Source organism: Allobaileyella intestinalis (genome assembly GCF_009695865.1).
In the GTDB taxonomy this organism is placed as follows: Bacteria; Bacillota; Clostridia; order Peptostreptococcales; family Anaerovoracaceae; genus Allobaileyella; species Allobaileyella intestinalis.
The window spans coordinates 250,239-267,239 of sequence record NZ_VUNB01000003.1 but is presented as its reverse complement, the minus strand read 5'-3'; the positions used below and the strand labels follow the sequence as shown (position 1 = coordinate 267,239).

The following is a 17,001-nucleotide window of genomic DNA, read 5'->3' as shown; positions in this document are numbered from 1 at the left end:
CGCGAAAAAACCGCCCCATAGGGGGCGGTTTTTTAATGCAAATACCCATTCTCCCCATATTCCAGAAATACAGGGTCTCCGGTCTAGCCGGCGTATTCTTTGAGGATTTCCTCGTCTTTCTTTCTTCTGGCTTCCAGTTCTTCCTGAAGCATCATATCCTTGACCTTCATAAGTCTTGTCTGGTTTCCACGCTCGTCTTCGTCCAGCTTCATCTTGATGTACTTGATGGTCTCCTGGTAGTTAGGGATCTTCACGTACTCAAGAGCGTTTACTCTGCGGCGTGTCTTCTCGATTTCGTCGGCAAGAAGCATCGCTTCTTTTTCCATAGCTGCCAGCTGAAGCAGTTTAGGAAAAAGTTCTGTCAGTTTCTCGATGGATTTATCCAGTTCTCCGGAAGTTGTTGCAAATCCGTATGGATAAACATCTGACTGATCTGATGAATGCATCTCAAAGTCGAATTCCGGCACATTAACGCTCATTACGTTTTTCGTAGATGCAATCAGATCTACACTCTGCTTTGGATACATGAGTGCTTCCTCGAGCATCTCCGGTGCCATTACCGCACGTGCTACAGAGAAACTGCCATATACGTCGCTGAGCTGAGGGTCTACCTCTTCTCTCAGCTTCTGGATTTCTCTTGCCAGGTCAAGAAAGATCTTCATCATCTCATCTCTCTTGTCCTTCAGGAGTTTGTGTCCCTTAACGGCTACTCTCAGCTGGTTTTTGAGGGTGGACAGGACCATACGGGTAGGATTTACATTCATTCTAGCCATAGGATCATCCCTTTCTCTTTCTACTTGTCCTGCTCAGTTTCAGCCTTGCCGGAATTCTCAGGATCATAGAATTCGTCCAGATACTCGTCCCTTACACGTTTCAGCTCGGAACGAGGCAGTTCTCTCAGAAGCTCCCAGCCGATTTCCAGTGTCTCTTCGATTGTACGGTTTGTCTCAAATCCCTGAGAAACATACTTTTCCTCGAAGTCATCTGCAAATTTCGCATAGAGTTTATCTGTGTCGGAAAGAGCAGCCTCACCCAGAATAGCCATCAGCTCCTTAGCGTCCTTACCTCTGGCATAGTTGGCGAAAAGCTGGTTCAGAACGTCGGCGTGATCCTTCCTGGTCTTGCCTTTTCCGATACCCTTGTCCTTCAGACGGGACAGAGATGGAAGTACGTCGATAGGAGGTGTGATGCCCTTACGGTTCAGATCGCTGGAAAGGATGATCTGTCCCTCTGTGATGTATCCTGTCAGGTCAGGGATAGGGTGAGTGATATCTCCCTCAGGCATTGTCAGAATAGGAATCATGGTGATTGATCCATCAACGCCCTTCTTCTTTCCTGCTCTCTCGTACATTGTAGCCAGGTCTGTATACAGGTAACCAGGATATCCACGACGGCCAGGAACCTCTTTACGAGCTGCTGATACCTCACGGAGAGATTCGGCGTAGTTGGTAATATCTGTGATGATTACCAGTACGTGCATGTGCTTCTCGAATGCCAGGTACTCAGCTGCAGTCAGAGCCATACGCGGTGTGGCAATACGCTCAACTGCCGGGTCGTTAGCAAGGTTCATGAACATTACTGTTCTGTCGATTGATCCTGTTCTCTTAAAGTCAGATACGAAGAACTCTGCTTCCTCGTATGTGATACCAACAGCTGCAAATACTACGGCAAAGTTGGAATCGGATCCCAGAACCCTGGCCTGTCTGGCAATCTGAGCTGCCAGGTTTGCGTGAGGAAGTCCGGCCTCTGAGAAGATAGGCAGCTTCTGTCCTCTAACCAGTGTGTTCAGTCCGTCAATAGCAGATACACCTGTCTGAATGAACTCTGAAGGATACTCTCTTGCAGCCGGGTTCATAGGCATTCCGTTAATATCCATCATCTTATCCGGAATGATGTCCGGACCATCATCGATAGGATTGCCCATTCCGTCAAATACACGGCCCAGCATGTCCATAGATACGCCCAGCTCGATTCCGTGTCCCAGGAATCTGACCTTTGACTCCTGGAGGTTCAGTCCTGCGGAGTTCTCAAACAGCTGTACCAGTACGTCTGTGCCGTTCAGTTCCAGAACACGGCAATGGCGTATCTCGCCGTTTGCAAGCTCAATTTCTCCCAGCTCATCGTAGCCTACATCCTCTACGCCTTTTACCAGCATAAGAGGGCCGGCTACTTCAGCTATGGTCTTATATTCTTTTATCATTCTGCGTCACCTGCTTCCTTGATCAGATCGCTGACAGTTGACTCCATCTTGTTGACAATATCAGCATAGCTGTCGTCAACCTTGTCCTCCGTCAGATACTTGAAACGTCCGATTTCCTCTCTGACTGGAAGGGCTGCCAGCTTGTTGAATTCAACTCCGCCTTCAACTCCTCTGACTGCCTCTTTGTAGTATCTGAGAATCAGGTCAAGCATCTTGAACTGCTTGTTGGTTGATGAGTATGTATCGATTTCGTGGAAGGCGTTCTGGTGCAGATAGTCCTCACGGATCATCTGACATGTTTCCAGCTTCAGTCTGTCTGTCTTGGACAGTCCGTCAACACCTACCAGCTGTACGATTTCGTTGAGCTCAGCCTCTTCCTGCAGCAGGTGAAGTGCCTGGGCTCTGTGTACAGGGAAGTCCTTGTCAACATTCTCTGCGAACCACTTGTCCAGTCTTGCAGAATAAAGGGAATAACTCTTCAGCCAGTTAATAGCCGGGAAGTGTCTGGCGTGTGCCAGAGCAGCATCCAGTCCCCAGAATACTTTTACGATTCTCAGTGTAGCCTGGGATACTGGCTCGGAAATATCTCCTCCTGGAGGGGATACGGCTCCGATGGCGGAAAGTGATCCTTCTCTTCCGTCTGCTCCCAGGCAGATAACCTTACCGGCTCTCTCATAGAACTGTGAAAGTCTTGAAGCCAGGTATGCAGGGTAACCTTCCTCACCAGGCATCTCCTCCAGACGACCGGACATCTCACGAAGGGCCTCTGCCCATCTTGATGTGGAGTCGGCCATCAGAGCTACTGAGTAACCCATGTCTCTGAAGTACTCGGCAATGGTGATTCCTGTGTATACAGATGCCTCACGGGCAGCTACCGGCATGTCTGATGTGTTGGCGATGAGCACAGTTCTCTTCATCAGGGATTCGCCTGTCTTAGGGTCTACCAGTTCAGGGAACTCCATCAGTACTTCTGTCATCTCGTTTCCACGCTCGCCGCATCCGATATATACAACGATATCGGCTTCCGCCCACTTGGCCAGCTGGTGCTGTACAACTGTTTTTCCTGATCCGAAAGGTCCAGGAACTGCTGCGCAGCCGCCCTTTGCAATCGGGAACATCGTATCAATTACACGCTGTCCTGTGATCAGCGGTTCATCAGGTGGTAATTTCTCCTTGTATGGTCTCTCTCTTCTTACAGGCCATCTCTGGAGCATCTGAACTTCCACGTCCTTGCCTGACTCGTCTGTAATCACGGCCACTGTTTCTGTTACTGTGAATGAACCTGATGTAATGGACTTTACAGTTCCCTTAACTCCGTAAGGAACCATGATCTTGTCTACTACAGCTATTGTTTCCTGGACTGTTCCAAGAACATCTCCTGCTGCAACCTTATCTCCAACTGCAGCAACTGCCTCGAAAGGCCATTTCTTTTCTCTGTTAAGAGCAGGCTCGCTTACACCTCTTGAAATGTTGCTGCCGTACTTTTCCATAAGGGAAACCAGCGGTCTCTGAATACCATCGTAAATGGTTTCAATCAGTCCAGGTCCCAGTTCAACAGAAAGTGGAACTCCTGTAGTCACTACCGGGTCTCCCGGCATCAGACCTGCAGTCTCCTCGTACACCTGGATGGACGCATTGCCTTCACGCATCTCGATGATCTCGCCGGTAAGTCCAAGCTTACCAACTTTTACCACGTCGTACATGTTGGCGTTACCCATGCCAGAGGCAACTACAAGAGGTCCGGCTACCTTGACGATTTTACCTTGTTCCATATTCCTTGCCTCCATTATTTATCGCTGAATAGGATGTCGGCTCCAACCGCTTTCTCAACGGCTCTCTTGACATTGCTGAGACCCATGCCATAGCTGCCGTCAATTCCCGGTACAGGTACGATAGCTGGTATCCTCAGTTCCTCATACTTTGCGATATCTTTTCCTAATTCCTTATAGAATCTCTCTGTTATGTAGATGATCCCGTAGTTCTCTTTTACGATCCTGTGCAGTGTTTCTGCTGCTTCCTCTCCGGTCTCGCAGGCAAAGGCATCCATGCCGAAGACCTTGAACCCCAGAACACTGTCGGCATCGCCGATGATTCCGATTTTATTCATAAGTCTCTCTCATCCTTTCCCTGATGATCTGAGGATCCATGCCGGCCAGTTTGCCGGTCATAAGAATCCTTATGCATTTGATCTCCATCTGTCTGGAAATGAGGAATGCCACCAGCGGTTCAATGCCGAAGGTTATTCCTCTTGCTTCCCTGACCTGCTCAATCAGAATATCGTCGCAGAGCTTCTCCAGCTTAGTGAAGCTTCCCTTCTCATCGATCTCTTCACCGCCTTCGCTGACAGCTCTGTAGATCTTGTATGCTTCAAAGCGGGATGATGCCTGCTTGTAGTCTTCCTCGTACGCGCTGGTGAAGACCTGCAGATCTACATTGCCTCCGGGAACAAATACTGACTCCAGATATGACCATGGCTGACCCATCTTCCTGATCCTTGCGAAGGTCTTCAGGTTTACGGTATCAATCAGAAGTCTTACGTATTCACTTACGAATTCGTTTCCTGCTTTCTCTGCTACTCTGCAGATATCCATATAGCAGAATCTGTCGCAGATAAAGTCTATGACCTGAGGGTCCTTTGTTCTGGCGTGAGTTTCTGCTGCTTCTTCAATGGCTGCTGCCATATTCTCCGTCAGCTCAGTCATATCACGCTCAGTGACTGCCCTGATCATTTCCTCTGCAGGAATCGTTCCTGTAGCCATCAGGATGTCGTTTCTATTTACTCCCAGAGCCTCTGCTTTGAGAAGCACCTTGATATTATGATAGTCGGCTGGGAAGGAGAAAATGCTGAAAATCTCATTCTCCTTGCTCAAGGTCTTCACATTCTGGAAAATCTCCGCCTCTGTGTTCTTTACGACCTGAGCATAATTTGCCGGTGTTAGAGGATCTGATTCAGTACCGTAACCAGCGTCCTGCAGGACTTTGCAAATGTCGTCGATATTTTTGGATTCTGTCATTGCCCGCAGCTTTTCTCCGGTGAGAAGCTTGCATTCTTCTGCCCTGATACAGGCTGTGGCGTAAATGTAATCAGCGCCCATCAATCCGACCTCCTTTCCGGTTCAATACTGTTGTCTATTCCTCTGGAAAAAGCAGACTTGCTATCTCCGAAGTTGCCTGTCCTTTCACGTTCTCCAGCAGCTGCTCTACTGAAGCGTTGTAGGAAATGTTTCCTCTCCTGAGGATGAACCCTCCCTTAATATCTGCTGTATCCTGTGAAAGTTTCAAGTCTGTGCCGCTGAACTTCTTCTCCAGCAGCCCGGACATTCTCGCCCTGTCTTCTGCATTTACCAGGACTTCTCCCCCTTCTGCCTTGAACTCTTCAAGAAGGCCGGTCATGAATTCCTGATATTTGTCGTCGTCCAGTTCCCGGAGCTTTTCTGCTGCCCGGCTGTAGCTTGCCTCAATAACTTCCTGCTTTGCGGCAAGTTTCATCTTCCTGGACTCAAGATCTGCAACTGAAGCTCTCCTGTCTCTGAGGACCTGGCTGTCTTTTTCAGCCTCTGCTGCCCTCTTCGCCTTGATTGCCTCAGCTTTACGGCGAGCATCTTCGAGAGTCCCCTGCTTTGCGGCCTCTGCACGGGCCTTCTGATCAGCACCGTAGGCTTCTGCCTCCTGCCTGATCCTTTCAGTTATTGACTCTAAACTCATACTGCACCGTTCCTTTCGTCTGTATTCTTATCTCTGAAAAAATGTTTAGCCTACAGAGATGCCGCTGTACATCAGGAAGGAAACGATGAATGCCAGGATGGCGTATGTCTCTACCATTACTGCGTAAATGATAGCCTGTCCAAGCTTACCCTCTTTCTTGGATACCAGCATGATACCAGCAGCTGCAGCCTTTCCCTGGGAAATAGCTGACAGAATTCCGATAATACCGATTGGCAGACCAGCTACGAGAAGGGCCAGACCCTGCTCAGTGGATACGGATGCCAGGTTTCCGCCCAGAACACCTACCTTTGTCATGATCATGATGGCGATTACCAGTCCGTAGATTCCCTGTGTACCAGGCAGCGCCTGAAGTACCAGTGTTGAACCGAAGCTTGCCTTGTCTCCTGACATTACGCCGTCAGCAGCTTCACCTGCAAGACCTACACCTACAGCGCTTCCGATTCCTGCGCATGCTGCTATAGCAGCTCCCAGAATTGCTAAAACGATTCCTGTACTCATTTTATTTGCCCTCCTCAACTATGTTGACAAATTTAGTATCTTTCTTGAATGGCTCAAATTCTCTTCCGCCACCTTCATAGAATTTCCCGAAGAACTCAACGAACTGAAGTCTGCAGGAGTGTACGAATGCACCCAGCGCATTAATTGCGAAGTTCATCGTATGTCCCAGCAGTTCAATAAGTATGAACATTATTATTCCGGCTACACTCTTGCCTCCCATTGTTGCCAGGAAGTTAATTACTGTGGCAATGGAAGTAGATGCCAGTCCAAGTCCCAGAAGTCTTGAATAAGACAGAATATCCGAGAGGTTTCCGGTAACACCGCTGTAGATGTTCCAGAGGCCCAGTGCCTTTCCAACACCCTTCTCGATGAAAATCGGCAGTATGATTGCACCGGCAAATCCGATCAAAGTCATCCATTTTCCTGCAACAGATGCAGACGGACTGATCTTGCCGCCGAAAATCCAGAGGACTATGCCCAGAACTATCAGATACCAGATGAACACGTCGTTCACTGCCTGAAGTTTCTGGCCGGCCTTGATTTCTTCATAGGCCTTGATTCCCATTCCTACGAAAAGGTGTACAACTCCAAGTCCGCAGGAGAATGCCAGGAAGAACATGGCCTTCTGTGCCGGATCAAGCCAGACCGGGTTGAAGTTTACCTGGTGGCTGCCGAAGGTTCCTGTTACTGCACCGATCAGATTTCCGAAGAAGCTTCCGAAGAGAACTCCCCAGATTGTACTGGATATTCCGCTGTAGAAGAGGATCTTGAACAGCTGCAGTGCAGGGGTCTTCTCTGACTTCATCTTCCTTATTACAAGGAGTGATGCGATGGTCAGGATCAACCCGTATCCCACATCTCCGAACATTATTCCGAAGAACAGAATGTAAAAGAAGGTGAATATCGGAGTTGGATCCACTTCCCTTGCTGAAGGGAGAGAATACATCTTTGTAATAAATTCTGCCGGCTCGAAGAAGCTGTTGTTGCTCAGCCTTGTAGGAATATCATCATCCTCCCCTGGTTCTGCAAACTCATACCAGCATGTGTACTTGTCCAGAAGCTGGCCTACGGCTGTTGATGCAGCTTCCGGCACCCATCCGTCAAAGGTGAAAGAGGACTCTGTCTTCAGCAGTTTGCTGCGGACCCGAGATTCATCTCTCTTCACCACGTTCATGTCCCGGTAGAACTGAAGGTCATCAAGCCAGGAAGCCTTCTCTCCGATCCGGGCTGTCACCGTCTCTTTAGCTGCTTCCAGCTCTTTGACTTCTGCCTCCAGCCGCTCGATGTTCTCTGTAACTGTTCCGGTCAGGTCTCCAAGCTGTGCCTGAGTGAATCCCCAGCCTTTGACAGTCTCCATTACCTTTTCCTGATCATCGGTGAAATACCACAGGCTCAGATAACACTGTTCCTTGTCCCTGTTCAGCTCAGTCAGCTGACAAGGAAGGCCTTCCGCCTCCAGTTCTTCAGATGCTTTCTGGATGTCTGCTGTAGGAGGACAAACTCCCAGCACCAGGTTCAGCCGACTGGTCTTCTTCTCTTCCAGGGGCAGCTGATAGCTGCTCCACGGTTTCAGAGTGGCGATCAGGTTGTTGTCTGTGTTCACCTGGGCAAAGGCTTCGTTCAGCTGGTCATTCAGACTGATCAGTTCCTCTGCCTCCTCCCGGAATCTGTCACCCTCCGCTTCAAGTTTGACACTGTCCTCCTGTGAAATGGTTTTCCTGATGTTAAAGAGCGGTTTCTTCACCCCTCCGTATCTCGAAAGAATATCAAGTGCTGATTCCGCCCGGCTTACCAGTTTGTCATATTCTGCCGCCGTGGCCTCATCACCGTCTTTAACTACCAGCTTCTGCCAATTCTCATCCTGGAGCTTGTCAGCGGATCCTGAAATTTCCACAACCCCAAGATCCATCAGATCCTTCAGCAGAGACTTCTTCTCTTGGTTCATACCGATGACAGATAGTTTGTTCATCTTAACTATTGCCATAAGTACCCACTACCTTTCCGACTATCAGGTCTGCTGCCTCTTCCAGCCTTGTGCTGGCAGCTTCGCTGAACTTCAAGCAAGCTTCTTTCTCTTTGCTGATCCTGTCTTCATAGAGACGTTCACCCTCTGCCTCAGCCTGAGCGAGTGTGGCTTTATAACTTTCATCAGCCTGCCTCTCAGCTTCGTCCAGAATCGCTCTGCTTTCCTTCTTGGCAGAATCAGCAATAGCCGCTGCTTCATCTTCTGCTGATTTCCGCAGTTCAGCTGCTTCTGCTTCCGCCTGTCTGACTTTCTCAATTCCTGCTATCGACATAAGCTTCTTCCTTTCTGCGCACCAAAATTAGGCCGATAATGCTCAGTGCACGATTTTAGAGAATTATAACCCATCTTGTGCATCCATTCAAACAATCCAATAAAAAACAACCCTTCATGATTGTTAAAGGGCTGTCGTTTTAATTTCGTCTCATTGAATACACAAGAGATTATCAGTTTAATAAATAGAGTCCTGCCGTCAGAAATGTAAAGACAAGCATGAGGGCGATCATGACTATAGCCATGATCCTTGCACCTCTTCTGTGCTTGTTTCCAAACGGCCCCTCGTTTTCAAACCCTTTGTTTTCAATATTATTAGCAATTCTCTTACTGTTGTTTTCTCTGCTGGATTTTGAATACTTATTTGCCATTTCATACCTTCTTCTAAAACGATTTTGATCCAGCGTCTGCCTTTCCCCGTAAGCCTGGAACAATTTCATGCCTGCCACATTGGATCTATGAGCATCTCTTCTGGTTCAGGTGTTAAAAAATTGTCTTTGTTTGTACGCTGGTTAAAATTATAAACTTTGTGAAAAACTATTGATTTATCAATACTTATCGTATCTTACAGATAATTTGCAGTCACATGGACGGTGGAGGCCGAACCCTTTACTCCTCAGAAGGCTCATCCCCGGAATTCTCTTCCTCCCGAATCCCATTCCCGGAAGTCATATCTTCAGGAGTCTCTTCCTCAGAAGGCTTATCCTCAGGAGCCGGAGCAGTAACTGCACCATCGTTTTCAAAGGTATTGCCGGTATTATACTCCCCGCCGCCGGCAATGTCACCACTTTTTTCCAGATTTATGTTGTCACTTTCGCCTTCCTGGTTATTGTTGGAGTTTACAAAGCTTCCATACTGAACATTGTCGTTGTTCACGAAATTGTTCTGTCTCTGCCTGTTCCACTCTGTAAAGTCCTCTCCTCCCCCTATTTTCTGGGCAAGGGTTCTGTATACCTCTGAGTTTGTCTGCTCCATGTATGGAGTTACAAAGAAAATATTCAATATTCCCAAAGTGCATGCTCCCAGGAGAAGCCATCCGATCCAGGAGAGATCCAGAACGAAGAGGTTCCACTTGTCTCCATCTGTCATTTTTGTTGACAGTTCTTTGGCCTCATCCCATGAAAGATCCGGATTCTCAGCCAGAAGATATGGAACAAATTTATACTGATAGGACTTGACTATTCCCGGAACTACCAGGAGAAGTGACCACAGGAAAATAAAGAGAGTCATCTGGAACATCACGATTATCACATTGCTCAGGTTCTCCCTGTAGGGACTGAAAATATCTGACAGATCAGCCGTCCCCTCATCATTGTTCAGAACGAACCTGCACTTGCCCACTTCAACAGGCAGTGTTACAAAAATCATCAGTACCAGGGACAGTATGGCAGGAAACACCGGTATTCCCAGTCCTGTGCCATATCCGAAAACGGCATCTATTGCAGAACCGCATCCTCCCAGAAGGGACACTATGAATATAGCAAGGATTGTGTTCCCCCGGTTGGTGTAAAACACAGCCTTTCCTCTTGCCTTTACAACTTCTCTCGTCCACATATTGGTTTTTCCTTTCTTATTAACTAAACATATTCCTACTTATGATACGTTTCTCCTGACTGAATCTTAAAGCTCCTGTAAAGCTGCTCCAGAAGCACTACTCTCATGAGCTGGTGTGGAAAAGTCATAGGTGAAAAAGACAGCCCCAGATCCCCTCTCTTCTTCACCTGAGGGGACAAGCCAAGACTTCCGCCGATGACCAGATCCACCGCCGGGTAACCTCCATCGTAGATCTTCTGCAGCTTCTGGGACAGCTCAACGGAATCCATCATTTTTCCCTCTACTTCCAGGGCTATGACATAATCCCTCTGGCCAATGTGGGAGAGAATGGATTCCCCTTCCTTCCTCATGACCTCCTGCTCATCGGAAGAGCTGCTGTTCTTTGGAAGGGGCGCTTCTTTAAGCTCCACAATGTTAAGCTTGCAGAACCGTCCAAGGCGCTTGCTGTACTCTTCGACTGCCTGTCTCCAGTATTTTTCTTTAAGCTTTCCTATACAAATCACGTTAATATTCATAAGTCAGTTTTGGTTAGTTTATCTCATAAAGGTAAAAATACAACCTTAGTTCCCTTAGATTTTTCTTAAGCTTCCCAGCTCCCTATTCTAAGCCTGCACCGGTCCGCTGATCCGGTCCTTGCCGGCAATGCCCATCAGATAGTCTCTGTCTTCTGCAAAACTGTTGTCATTCAGCACATCGCAGACGGTCATTTTAGCCTGAAGAGGGGTGTTGTTCTGTGAGCTCAGGTGGGCCAGCAGGATCTTAGGCATTTCCCTGCCCCCTCTCTCTTCCAGCATGGAGCTGAGGGTCCTGCCTGCTGTCTCATTTGACAGATGGCCGTGGTCTCCCAGGATTCTTCTCTTGACAGAATAGGGATAAGGGCCCATTTCCAGAAGGTTTACCTCGTGATTGGCCTCAAGGACCAGCACATCTGCAGTCCTTATCTCCTGAAAGATTTCGTCTGTTACTACACCTGTGTCTGTCACCACTGTCAGCTGCCTTCCTCCGCTTTTGAAGCTGTAGCTCAGAGGCTCAGCTGCATCGTGAGACAGGCTGAAAGCCTTTACCTGAATTGATCCTATATTAAAGACTTCCTGGGATGAAACCAGGGCCAGCCTGTCTTTTGACACATACTCAAAATTCGGGCAGCCGCCGGCAGTGCCCCGGCTAGTGTAAACCCGGGCATCACCGCATTCCCTGGCCATCATCCTTATGCTTTTTACATGGTCCACATGCTCGTGGGTCACCAGAATTCCCCTGATATCTCCCGGACTCAGGGACCTGGCAGCCAGGCCCTCCCTTATCCTCTTTCCGCTGAGACCTACGTCCAACAGAAGCCTGGTCTTTCCGTCTGAAACGATGTACGAGTTTCCGGAGCTGCTGCTTCCGATGGAAACTATTCCTATGCTCATTATTTTTTATCTTCCTTTTTGGCTTTTGTGTTTTTGTCCGGTTTTTTCAGAATCCGGTAACTGTTGCCCCTGTTGGTTTTCTGGAAGCGGCAGATAGTCCTGTAGTTGCAGAAACTGCATCCGTCGGTGTTCTTGTCCAGGTAAAAAGGAGTTATGTCTATGCGGCCGCTTACGATTCCCTGGGAAATTTTTTCCATCTCCTTGCGTACGTCCCGTTCCAGAGTCGAAAAATCCTCTCTGGTCAGGCCTGCGCTGGTTTTGTCCAGAGCTTCCCGGGGCATCATCTCAGGAATGCCCTCCTGATCAACATAGGCTCCCTGAAGGCGGAACCGCTTGCTGTCGGCCTTTTCGATTTCCTTCTGGCTGTCTTTTCCAGTGGCGCTGACCTGCTGGTCTGCAATGTTGAAATAGAACATTCCTGCCGGCTGGAAATTGGCCTTGTCACTGCTGTCTCCCGCTCCTGCTCCAGAGGCGCTTTCCATGTATACCATCAGCTGCAGTTTATATCCCTGACGCATGTTGTTCAGGTCCAGATGGTCTCTTCCAGTTTTGTAGTCGATTATTCTCACATTTCGGCCATCCAGAACGTCGATCCTGTCGATGGTTCCTTCTATATATACCTTCTGGCCGTCCAAAGTGAAAATTACAGGCTGAAAGCGGCAGCCTCTGCCGAATTTTTCCTCGAAAAACGCCTCTGTAACCGCTCCTTCTTCCAGCTGTTTCCCAATGGCTTCCACAGCCTTGATGCAGACCTGGCGGATCCTGTCCATCCTGTATTTCTCGCGGCCTCCTGAAATGAAAAGGCCTCCCTTGTATTCACCTGCCAGCTTGTCCAGCTGTGAATCCACCAGGTCCTCCAGTTCTTCCTTCTCTTCGTAAGGCCCTGATCCGCAACCTTCTGCTGAATCTTTATGGAGTTTCCTGTCCATCAGCTCTCTGGAAACTGCCATGATGCACTTGTGGTAAACGTCTCCGATCTCCCGGCCGGCGCTTTTAAACTCCTGCTCTTCCATTGGTCTCAGACCATAACCTACAAAGTGGGCGAAGGGACAGGAGAAATACTTATCAAGCCTGGATGCGCTGAACGAGAAATCTTCTCCCTTTGCAAACAGCCTTTTTGCCATTTCCCGGCCTACGGGCTCTCTGGAATTGTCGTCTTCCACAGTCTTCATCACCCGTTCCATAAGTTCAGGCCTATTCTCACTGAACCAGGCCATTACCTGATGGAGGAGGAGATCATGATCTCCAGCATCCATTTCATTTTCCGAAATGGCCTTTTCCGACGGCCTCTGCTTCAGATTATTCAGCATGTGGCGAAGGGCTTCCTCTTCACCGGCCACCAGCTCCATGGAGAAGCCTTTCTGAACAGGATCCCTTTCTGTCTTTATTCCCGGGAAAAGCTCCCTTATCTGATCCACAACTGAGGAGGCTCTTGAATCTCCTCCATCTGCAGATGCCAGGGACCAGCTGATATACAGCTCTTCTTCAGGTTTGGAAACAGCCCTGTACAAGGCCGCCCGCTCTTCCAGCTGCTTGATTTCGTCCAGCCCGCCCAGGCTGAAGCCGCAGTCCCTGATCATTTTCTTGTCTTCGATTGAGAAAATTCCTTCAGATCCCGGTTCTCCCGGCAGGACTCCCTCGTTTGCTCCCAGGATGACCACTGCCCGTTTTCCCCCGGTTCTTGTTCTGATGACAGTTCCCATGGAAAGGCCGTCTGCCGTTGGCGGCAGAATTCCCACATCGGTGTTGGCAAGGCCTTCCTTCATCATGTTTGTGACACCGTCAAGGTCCAGAGGGTCATCTCCGGTTATCTCTCTTATCTGTTCAAGGATGTGGAGAACCCCGTTGTAACTTCCCTCGTTTCTCTCCCCGTCCTCGTTCCTTCCATTTTCTATCTGGCTGTTGATCAGCCTTTCCATGTTCTGCCGGAAATGCCACACTTCCCCCAGGTAGACCACCAGTCCGTCGATGAACTTCTCTGAGGAAATGCTGCTGTCCGCCAGTTCTTCCAGAGGCCTGAGCCTGTCCATCAGAAGGCTCCTGGTTTCCTCCAGCCTCTTGAATTCTTCATCTGAATACCTGAACGCCCCGTATTTAAAAGGCTTTGTCCACATAGAGCCCCGGATGTTAAAGTCCCTTACGTAGTTTTCCAGGTTCTCCCACCTGTCACGGCTTATTCCCGACAGGCTGTTTCCGGCAATCCCCAGCATCACATGGGTAGGATAGCCGCCCCGGACAGCCTCCAGCAGACTGGTCACGAAAACTGCAGCCTGGGTGTCGCTGATTCCTCTCCTCTCATCTATGAAGAGAGGCAGCCCGTACTCCCGGAAGGTCCTCTTGATTATGGACTGGCCCTCCTCCGGATAGTTTGAAACAATGGAAATATCCCGCATCCTGAAGTTCTTGTCCCGGATCAGGCTCTTAATATAGGCCGCAGCGCTCTCTGCCTCAAAATACTGGTTTGCGCACTCCACCAGGTGGAGTCCTCTCGCAATGGATTTTTCTCCCTCACCGGTTCCATGGGGAAGGGGTTCCCTTTCTTCATTGGAAAAAAGATTTTTCTCTATGCGGAGGATGGCGGGGCTTCTCTTGACCTGGTACTCTTCTCCCACTCTTTCAGCGAAGACCCCCACTCCGGCCTGTCCGGCCGCCTTCTCTATCCTGCGAATCAGAATTTTTTCCAGATCAAAATCCGTGTCGTTCACCACTATGTTTACGGAGTCCGCTCCCATAGCCATCTTCACAATGGTCTCAATGCTTCTTGGTGGAATGGTGTCGAACCCGTAAAACCAGATTTCCGAATCTCTCACAACAGGAGATTCCGGGGCCAGATCTCTGTAGAGGCACATGTAATCTTCATTATCTACATATTTGCCTTTGATGGCCTCCTGATACTGGTTGAGAATGAGGCCCACCTCCCGGAGCTTGCCCTGGAGAAGGGGGTGGCTGCCTGTGGCTTCCAGGCTTTCCATTATTTCTTCCGGGCTGCACTCCTGCTGTTTGAAGTCCGAAATCACGTCGCTGAGCATCCGGATATATGAATTCTTATCAGCAACGGACTTGAATACTGTGAGCTGGTCCAGATTCTGGTTCACCAGCTTGTATAGAAGCATGAAGCGGCCGTCCTTTGTGAGGACGGGAGTGTTCTCAAGGCCTGCCTTGTTCAGGATTTTCCTGCCGAAGCGGCGGAGGCTGGTTATCTCAATGTCAAAAAGGCAAGCCTCATTCAGATATCTGAAGGCTTGCTTTTCTGCTTCCAGGGTATATTGATCCGGGACGATCACGTACACCTGCCTTTTCTTCCGGCTGGTATCCCTGCGGATCCTGTCGTACATGAATTTTTCTTTATCTCTGTTTTCTCTGGCTGTAAAGAGATTGATCATCGCACCCTCCGGAAATTACTGAATCCTGCTGAATTATCTGGCCGCCGGCTGCTGCAGTAAGTCTGGCTTCAAAAGCTATATCAGCCTCAGCAGATCTTCCGGCTTTCCTATTCTGAAATCAGGCCTGAACTCAGGGGTCTGGAAATCCTTTTCATCTACAGGGTGGCTCCAGTTCACCAGAACGCTGACTACCCCTGCGTTGTTGGCACATCCCACGTCAAACCGGGTATCTCCTACCATAACAGATTCTTCAGGCCTGCCTCCGGCTTTTGCCAGGGCCATCATCACCGGTTCCGGGTCGGGCTTATGGGCCTTCGTATCATTGCTGGTGATGACCACCTTGAAAAACCTCTTAAGGTCGAAGTGTTCCAGATACTCCATTGTGGTGGGTTTCAGCCTTGAAGTGACCAGCAGAAGAGTTCTCCCCTGGTTCTCCAGCTCCTGGAGAAGCCCGGTGATACCGGGAAAAACCCTTACGCTCTCCCGCCAGGAATCTTTCTGGTACTCTCTGTAGCAGGCAATGGCCTCATCAGCTTTTTCATGAAAAAAGTCTTTCATGGAGTCGTAAAGTGTCTCTCCGAAGGTGCCGTATATTTCCTGCTCACTGTGCCTGTATCCGTGAAATTTCAGGAAGGTGTGCTGCCAGGAATCAACAATAAGCTTGTTTGTGTCGATAACAGTTCCGTCAAAATCAAAGGCCACGAACTGTTTGCGTGGCGGGGCACCGCCATTGTCCCCAGAGCCCCCAGCCTGGACCTCCGGAAAAGTTTTTTCCTGATTCATTACTGGTTTATCCCCTCTCTGGCATCCTGGGACAGCTTTGCCTTGATGAACAGATCCAGATCGCCGTCCATTACTGCGTTGACGTTTCCTGTTTCAGCTCCTGTCCTGTGGTCCTTAACCATTGTGTATGGCTGGAAAACATAGGATCTTATCTGGGCTCCCCAGGTCACCATTCCTGTGTCGCCCTTCAGCTCGTTCAGGTTTTCCTTATGCTCTTCCTCTGCCATCTTGGTAAGCTTGGCAATGAGGATCTTCATTGCCACTTCCTTGTTTCTGAGCTGGGACCTTTCGTTCTGGCAGGTAACAACGGTGTTGGTCGGCAGGTGGGTTATTCTGATGGCGGAATCCGTTGTGTTTACGTGCTGTCCGCCGGCGCCGCTGCTCCTGTAGGTGTCGATCTTCAGATCCTGAGGGTCGATGTTCACTTCAATCTCATCTCCCAGCTGGGGAACTACTTCAACTGCTGCAAAAGATGTCTGCCTTTTTCCTGCAGAGTTGAAAGGTGAAATTCTCACCAGCCGGTGGACGCCGTTTTCGCTCTTCAGATAACCGTAGGCGTTGTCTCCGCTGACCATGACGGTGGCGCTCTTGATGCCTGCCGCCGTGTCGTTCTGAAGATCTACCACGTCGGTTTTGAAGCCCTTCTGCTCACAGTACCTCAGGTACATTCTGAGAAGCATTTCAGCCCAGTCCATAGCATCCACCCCTCCTGTTCCGGCGTGGATGCTGACAATGGCGTCATTGCCGTCGTATTTCCCGGAAAGGAGGGTCTCAAGGCGAAGCTCCTCCAGCCTGTTCTCCAGGGCGGATATCTCCTTGTCCAGAGCCTTCAGCTCCTCTGACAGCTCAGCTTCAGTCATTCCCTGGTCTTCTGATTCGGACAGAAGTTCAAGCATGGCTTCACCGTCATCGGCCGCAGAATTAACGTCGTTGTATGCCTTTAATTTTTTCTCTACTGATCTCTTCTCTCTCAGCACTGCTGTGGCTTTATCCTGATCGTTCCAGAAATCAGGTTTCTCCATTCTGGCCCCCAGCTCTTTATCTTTTTTCTCCAGGCTGGCCGGGTCAAAGAGAGTCTCCGAGTACGATTATCATTTCTCTAGCCTTGTCCAGGCGCTGCTTCATTTCTGTTATTGTGAACATAATTGTCTC

The 17,001-nt window shown here is 49.3% G+C and carries 16 protein-coding genes; all 16 read right to left on the bottom strand.

Annotated elements, in window-relative coordinates; all coding sequences use genetic code 11:
• Positions 1-83 precede the first annotated feature (83 nt).
• The 16 genes from FYJ66_RS04665 to prfB all read right to left on the bottom strand — a co-directional run bounded on the left by FYJ66_RS04665 (position 84) and on the right by prfB (position 16,992).
• Positions 84-773 (bottom strand): V-type ATP synthase subunit D, encoded by a 690-nt coding sequence (locus FYJ66_RS04665; RefSeq protein WP_154572348.1) that lies wholly within the window; start codon positions 771-773, stop codon positions 84-86.
• A gap of 20 nt (positions 774-793) precedes the next feature.
• Positions 794-2,200, bottom strand: coding sequence for a V-type ATP synthase subunit B (locus FYJ66_RS04660; protein ID WP_154572347.1), 1,407 nt, complete (start codon positions 2,198-2,200; stop codon positions 794-796).
• Positions 2,197-3,972, bottom strand: a complete 1,776-nt coding sequence (locus tag FYJ66_RS04655) for a V-type ATP synthase subunit A (RefSeq protein ID WP_154572346.1) — start codon at positions 3,970-3,972, stop codon at positions 2,197-2,199. Before FYJ66_RS04655 ends, FYJ66_RS04660 begins: the two co-directional genes overlap by 4 nt.
• Before the next feature lie 14 nt (positions 3,973-3,986).
• On the bottom strand, positions 3,987-4,307 hold the full coding sequence (locus FYJ66_RS04650; protein WP_154572345.1) for a V-type ATP synthase subunit F: 321 nt from the start codon (positions 4,305-4,307) through the stop codon (positions 3,987-3,989).
• Positions 4,300-5,295 (bottom strand): V-type ATP synthase subunit C, encoded by a 996-nt coding sequence (locus FYJ66_RS04645; protein ID WP_154572344.1) that lies wholly within the window; start codon positions 5,293-5,295, stop codon positions 4,300-4,302. The genes FYJ66_RS04650 and FYJ66_RS04645 overlap by 8 nt, the downstream gene beginning before the upstream one ends.
• A 34-nt stretch (positions 5,296-5,329) precedes the next feature.
• Positions 5,330-5,905, bottom strand: coding sequence for a V-type ATP synthase subunit E (locus tag FYJ66_RS04640; RefSeq protein WP_154572343.1), 576 nt, complete (start codon positions 5,903-5,905; stop codon positions 5,330-5,332).
• A gap of 45 nt (positions 5,906-5,950) precedes the next feature.
• Complete coding sequence (locus tag FYJ66_RS04635; protein ID WP_154572342.1) at positions 5,951-6,424, bottom strand: V-type ATP synthase subunit K; 474 nt, start codon at positions 6,422-6,424, stop codon at positions 5,951-5,953.
• Between the two features lies 1 nt (position 6,425).
• Complete coding sequence (locus FYJ66_RS04630; RefSeq protein ID WP_154572341.1) at positions 6,426-8,408, bottom strand: V-type ATP synthase subunit I; 1,983 nt, start codon at positions 8,406-8,408, stop codon at positions 6,426-6,428.
• On the bottom strand, positions 8,395-8,721 hold the full coding sequence (locus tag FYJ66_RS04625; protein ID WP_154572340.1) for a hypothetical protein: 327 nt from the start codon (positions 8,719-8,721) through the stop codon (positions 8,395-8,397). The genes FYJ66_RS04630 and FYJ66_RS04625 overlap by 14 nt, the downstream gene beginning before the upstream one ends.
• 172 nt (positions 8,722-8,893) lie before the next feature.
• The gene (locus FYJ66_RS04620; RefSeq protein WP_154572339.1) at positions 8,894-9,091 is read right to left on the bottom strand and encodes a hypothetical protein; all 198 of its coding nucleotides are present in this window, start codon (positions 9,089-9,091) and stop codon (positions 8,894-8,896) included.
• 238 nt (positions 9,092-9,329) lie between these two features.
• The gene (locus tag FYJ66_RS04615) at positions 9,330-10,274 is read right to left on the bottom strand and encodes a DUF975 family protein (protein WP_154572338.1); all 945 of its coding nucleotides are present in this window, start codon (positions 10,272-10,274) and stop codon (positions 9,330-9,332) included.
• A 35-nt stretch (positions 10,275-10,309) separates the two neighbouring features.
• Positions 10,310-10,789 carry a 23S rRNA (pseudouridine(1915)-N(3))-methyltransferase RlmH gene (gene rlmH, locus FYJ66_RS04610; protein ID WP_154572337.1) on the bottom strand — a complete coding sequence of 160 codons (480 nt, stop codon included), beginning with the start codon at positions 10,787-10,789 and terminating at the stop codon, positions 10,310-10,312.
• A gap of 87 nt (positions 10,790-10,876) precedes the next feature.
• Complete coding sequence (locus FYJ66_RS04605) at positions 10,877-11,683, bottom strand: MBL fold metallo-hydrolase (RefSeq protein ID WP_154572336.1); 807 nt, start codon at positions 11,681-11,683, stop codon at positions 10,877-10,879.
• Positions 11,683-15,066, bottom strand: coding sequence for a PD-(D/E)XK nuclease family protein (locus FYJ66_RS04600; protein WP_154572335.1), 3,384 nt, complete (start codon positions 15,064-15,066; stop codon positions 11,683-11,685). The genes FYJ66_RS04605 and FYJ66_RS04600 overlap by 1 nt, the downstream gene beginning before the upstream one ends.
• A gap of 75 nt (positions 15,067-15,141) precedes the next feature.
• Complete coding sequence (locus FYJ66_RS04595; RefSeq protein WP_154572334.1) at positions 15,142-15,849, bottom strand: HAD family hydrolase; 708 nt, start codon at positions 15,847-15,849, stop codon at positions 15,142-15,144.
• A protein-coding gene (gene prfB / locus FYJ66_RS04590; protein WP_235897358.1) for a peptide chain release factor 2 occupies positions 15,849-16,992 on the bottom strand; the annotation gives its coding sequence in 2 pieces (ribosomal slippage) (positions 15,849-16,928 and positions 16,930-16,992; 1,143 coding nt in all). The genes FYJ66_RS04595 and prfB overlap by 1 nt, the downstream gene beginning before the upstream one ends.
• Between the last annotated feature and the right edge of the window lie 9 nt (positions 16,993-17,001).

Coding starts and splice junctions, on each gene's coding strand:
- FYJ66_RS04665 (WP_154572348.1), bottom strand. CDS start 773: ATGGCTAGAATGAATGTAAATCCTACCCGTATGGTCCTGTCCACCCTC.
- FYJ66_RS04660 (WP_154572347.1), bottom strand. CDS start 2,200: ATGATAAAAGAATATAAGACCATAGCTGAAGTAGCCGGCCCTCTTATG.
- FYJ66_RS04655 (WP_154572346.1), bottom strand. CDS start 3,972: ATGGAACAAGGTAAAATCGTCAAGGTAGCCGGACCTCTTGTAGTTGCC.
- FYJ66_RS04650 (WP_154572345.1), bottom strand. CDS start 4,307: ATGAATAAAATCGGAATCATCGGCGATGCCGACAGTGTTCTGGGGTTC.
- FYJ66_RS04645 (WP_154572344.1), bottom strand. CDS start 5,295: ATGGGCGCTGATTACATTTACGCCACAGCCTGTATCAGGGCAGAAGAA.
- FYJ66_RS04640 (WP_154572343.1), bottom strand. CDS start 5,905: ATGAGTTTAGAGTCAATAACTGAAAGGATCAGGCAGGAGGCAGAAGCC.
- FYJ66_RS04635 (WP_154572342.1), bottom strand. CDS start 6,424: ATGAGTACAGGAATCGTTTTAGCAATTCTGGGAGCTGCTATAGCAGCA.
- FYJ66_RS04630 (WP_154572341.1), bottom strand. CDS start 8,408: ATGGCAATAGTTAAGATGAACAAACTATCTGTCATCGGTATGAACCAA.
- FYJ66_RS04625 (WP_154572340.1), bottom strand. CDS start 8,721: ATGTCGATAGCAGGAATTGAGAAAGTCAGACAGGCGGAAGCAGAAGCA.
- FYJ66_RS04620 (WP_154572339.1), bottom strand. CDS start 9,091: ATGGCAAATAAGTATTCAAAATCCAGCAGAGAAAACAACAGTAAGAGA.
- FYJ66_RS04615 (WP_154572338.1), bottom strand. CDS start 10,274: ATGTGGACGAGAGAAGTTGTAAAGGCAAGAGGAAAGGCTGTGTTTTAC.
- rlmH (WP_154572337.1), bottom strand. CDS start 10,789: ATGAATATTAACGTGATTTGTATAGGAAAGCTTAAAGAAAAATACTGG.
- FYJ66_RS04605 (WP_154572336.1), bottom strand. CDS start 11,683: ATGAGCATAGGAATAGTTTCCATCGGAAGCAGCAGCTCCGGAAACTCG.
- FYJ66_RS04600 (WP_154572335.1), bottom strand. CDS start 15,066: ATGATCAATCTCTTTACAGCCAGAGAAAACAGAGATAAAGAAAAATTC.
- FYJ66_RS04595 (WP_154572334.1), bottom strand. CDS start 15,849: ATGAATCAGGAAAAAACTTTTCCGGAGGTCCAGGCTGGGGGCTCTGGG.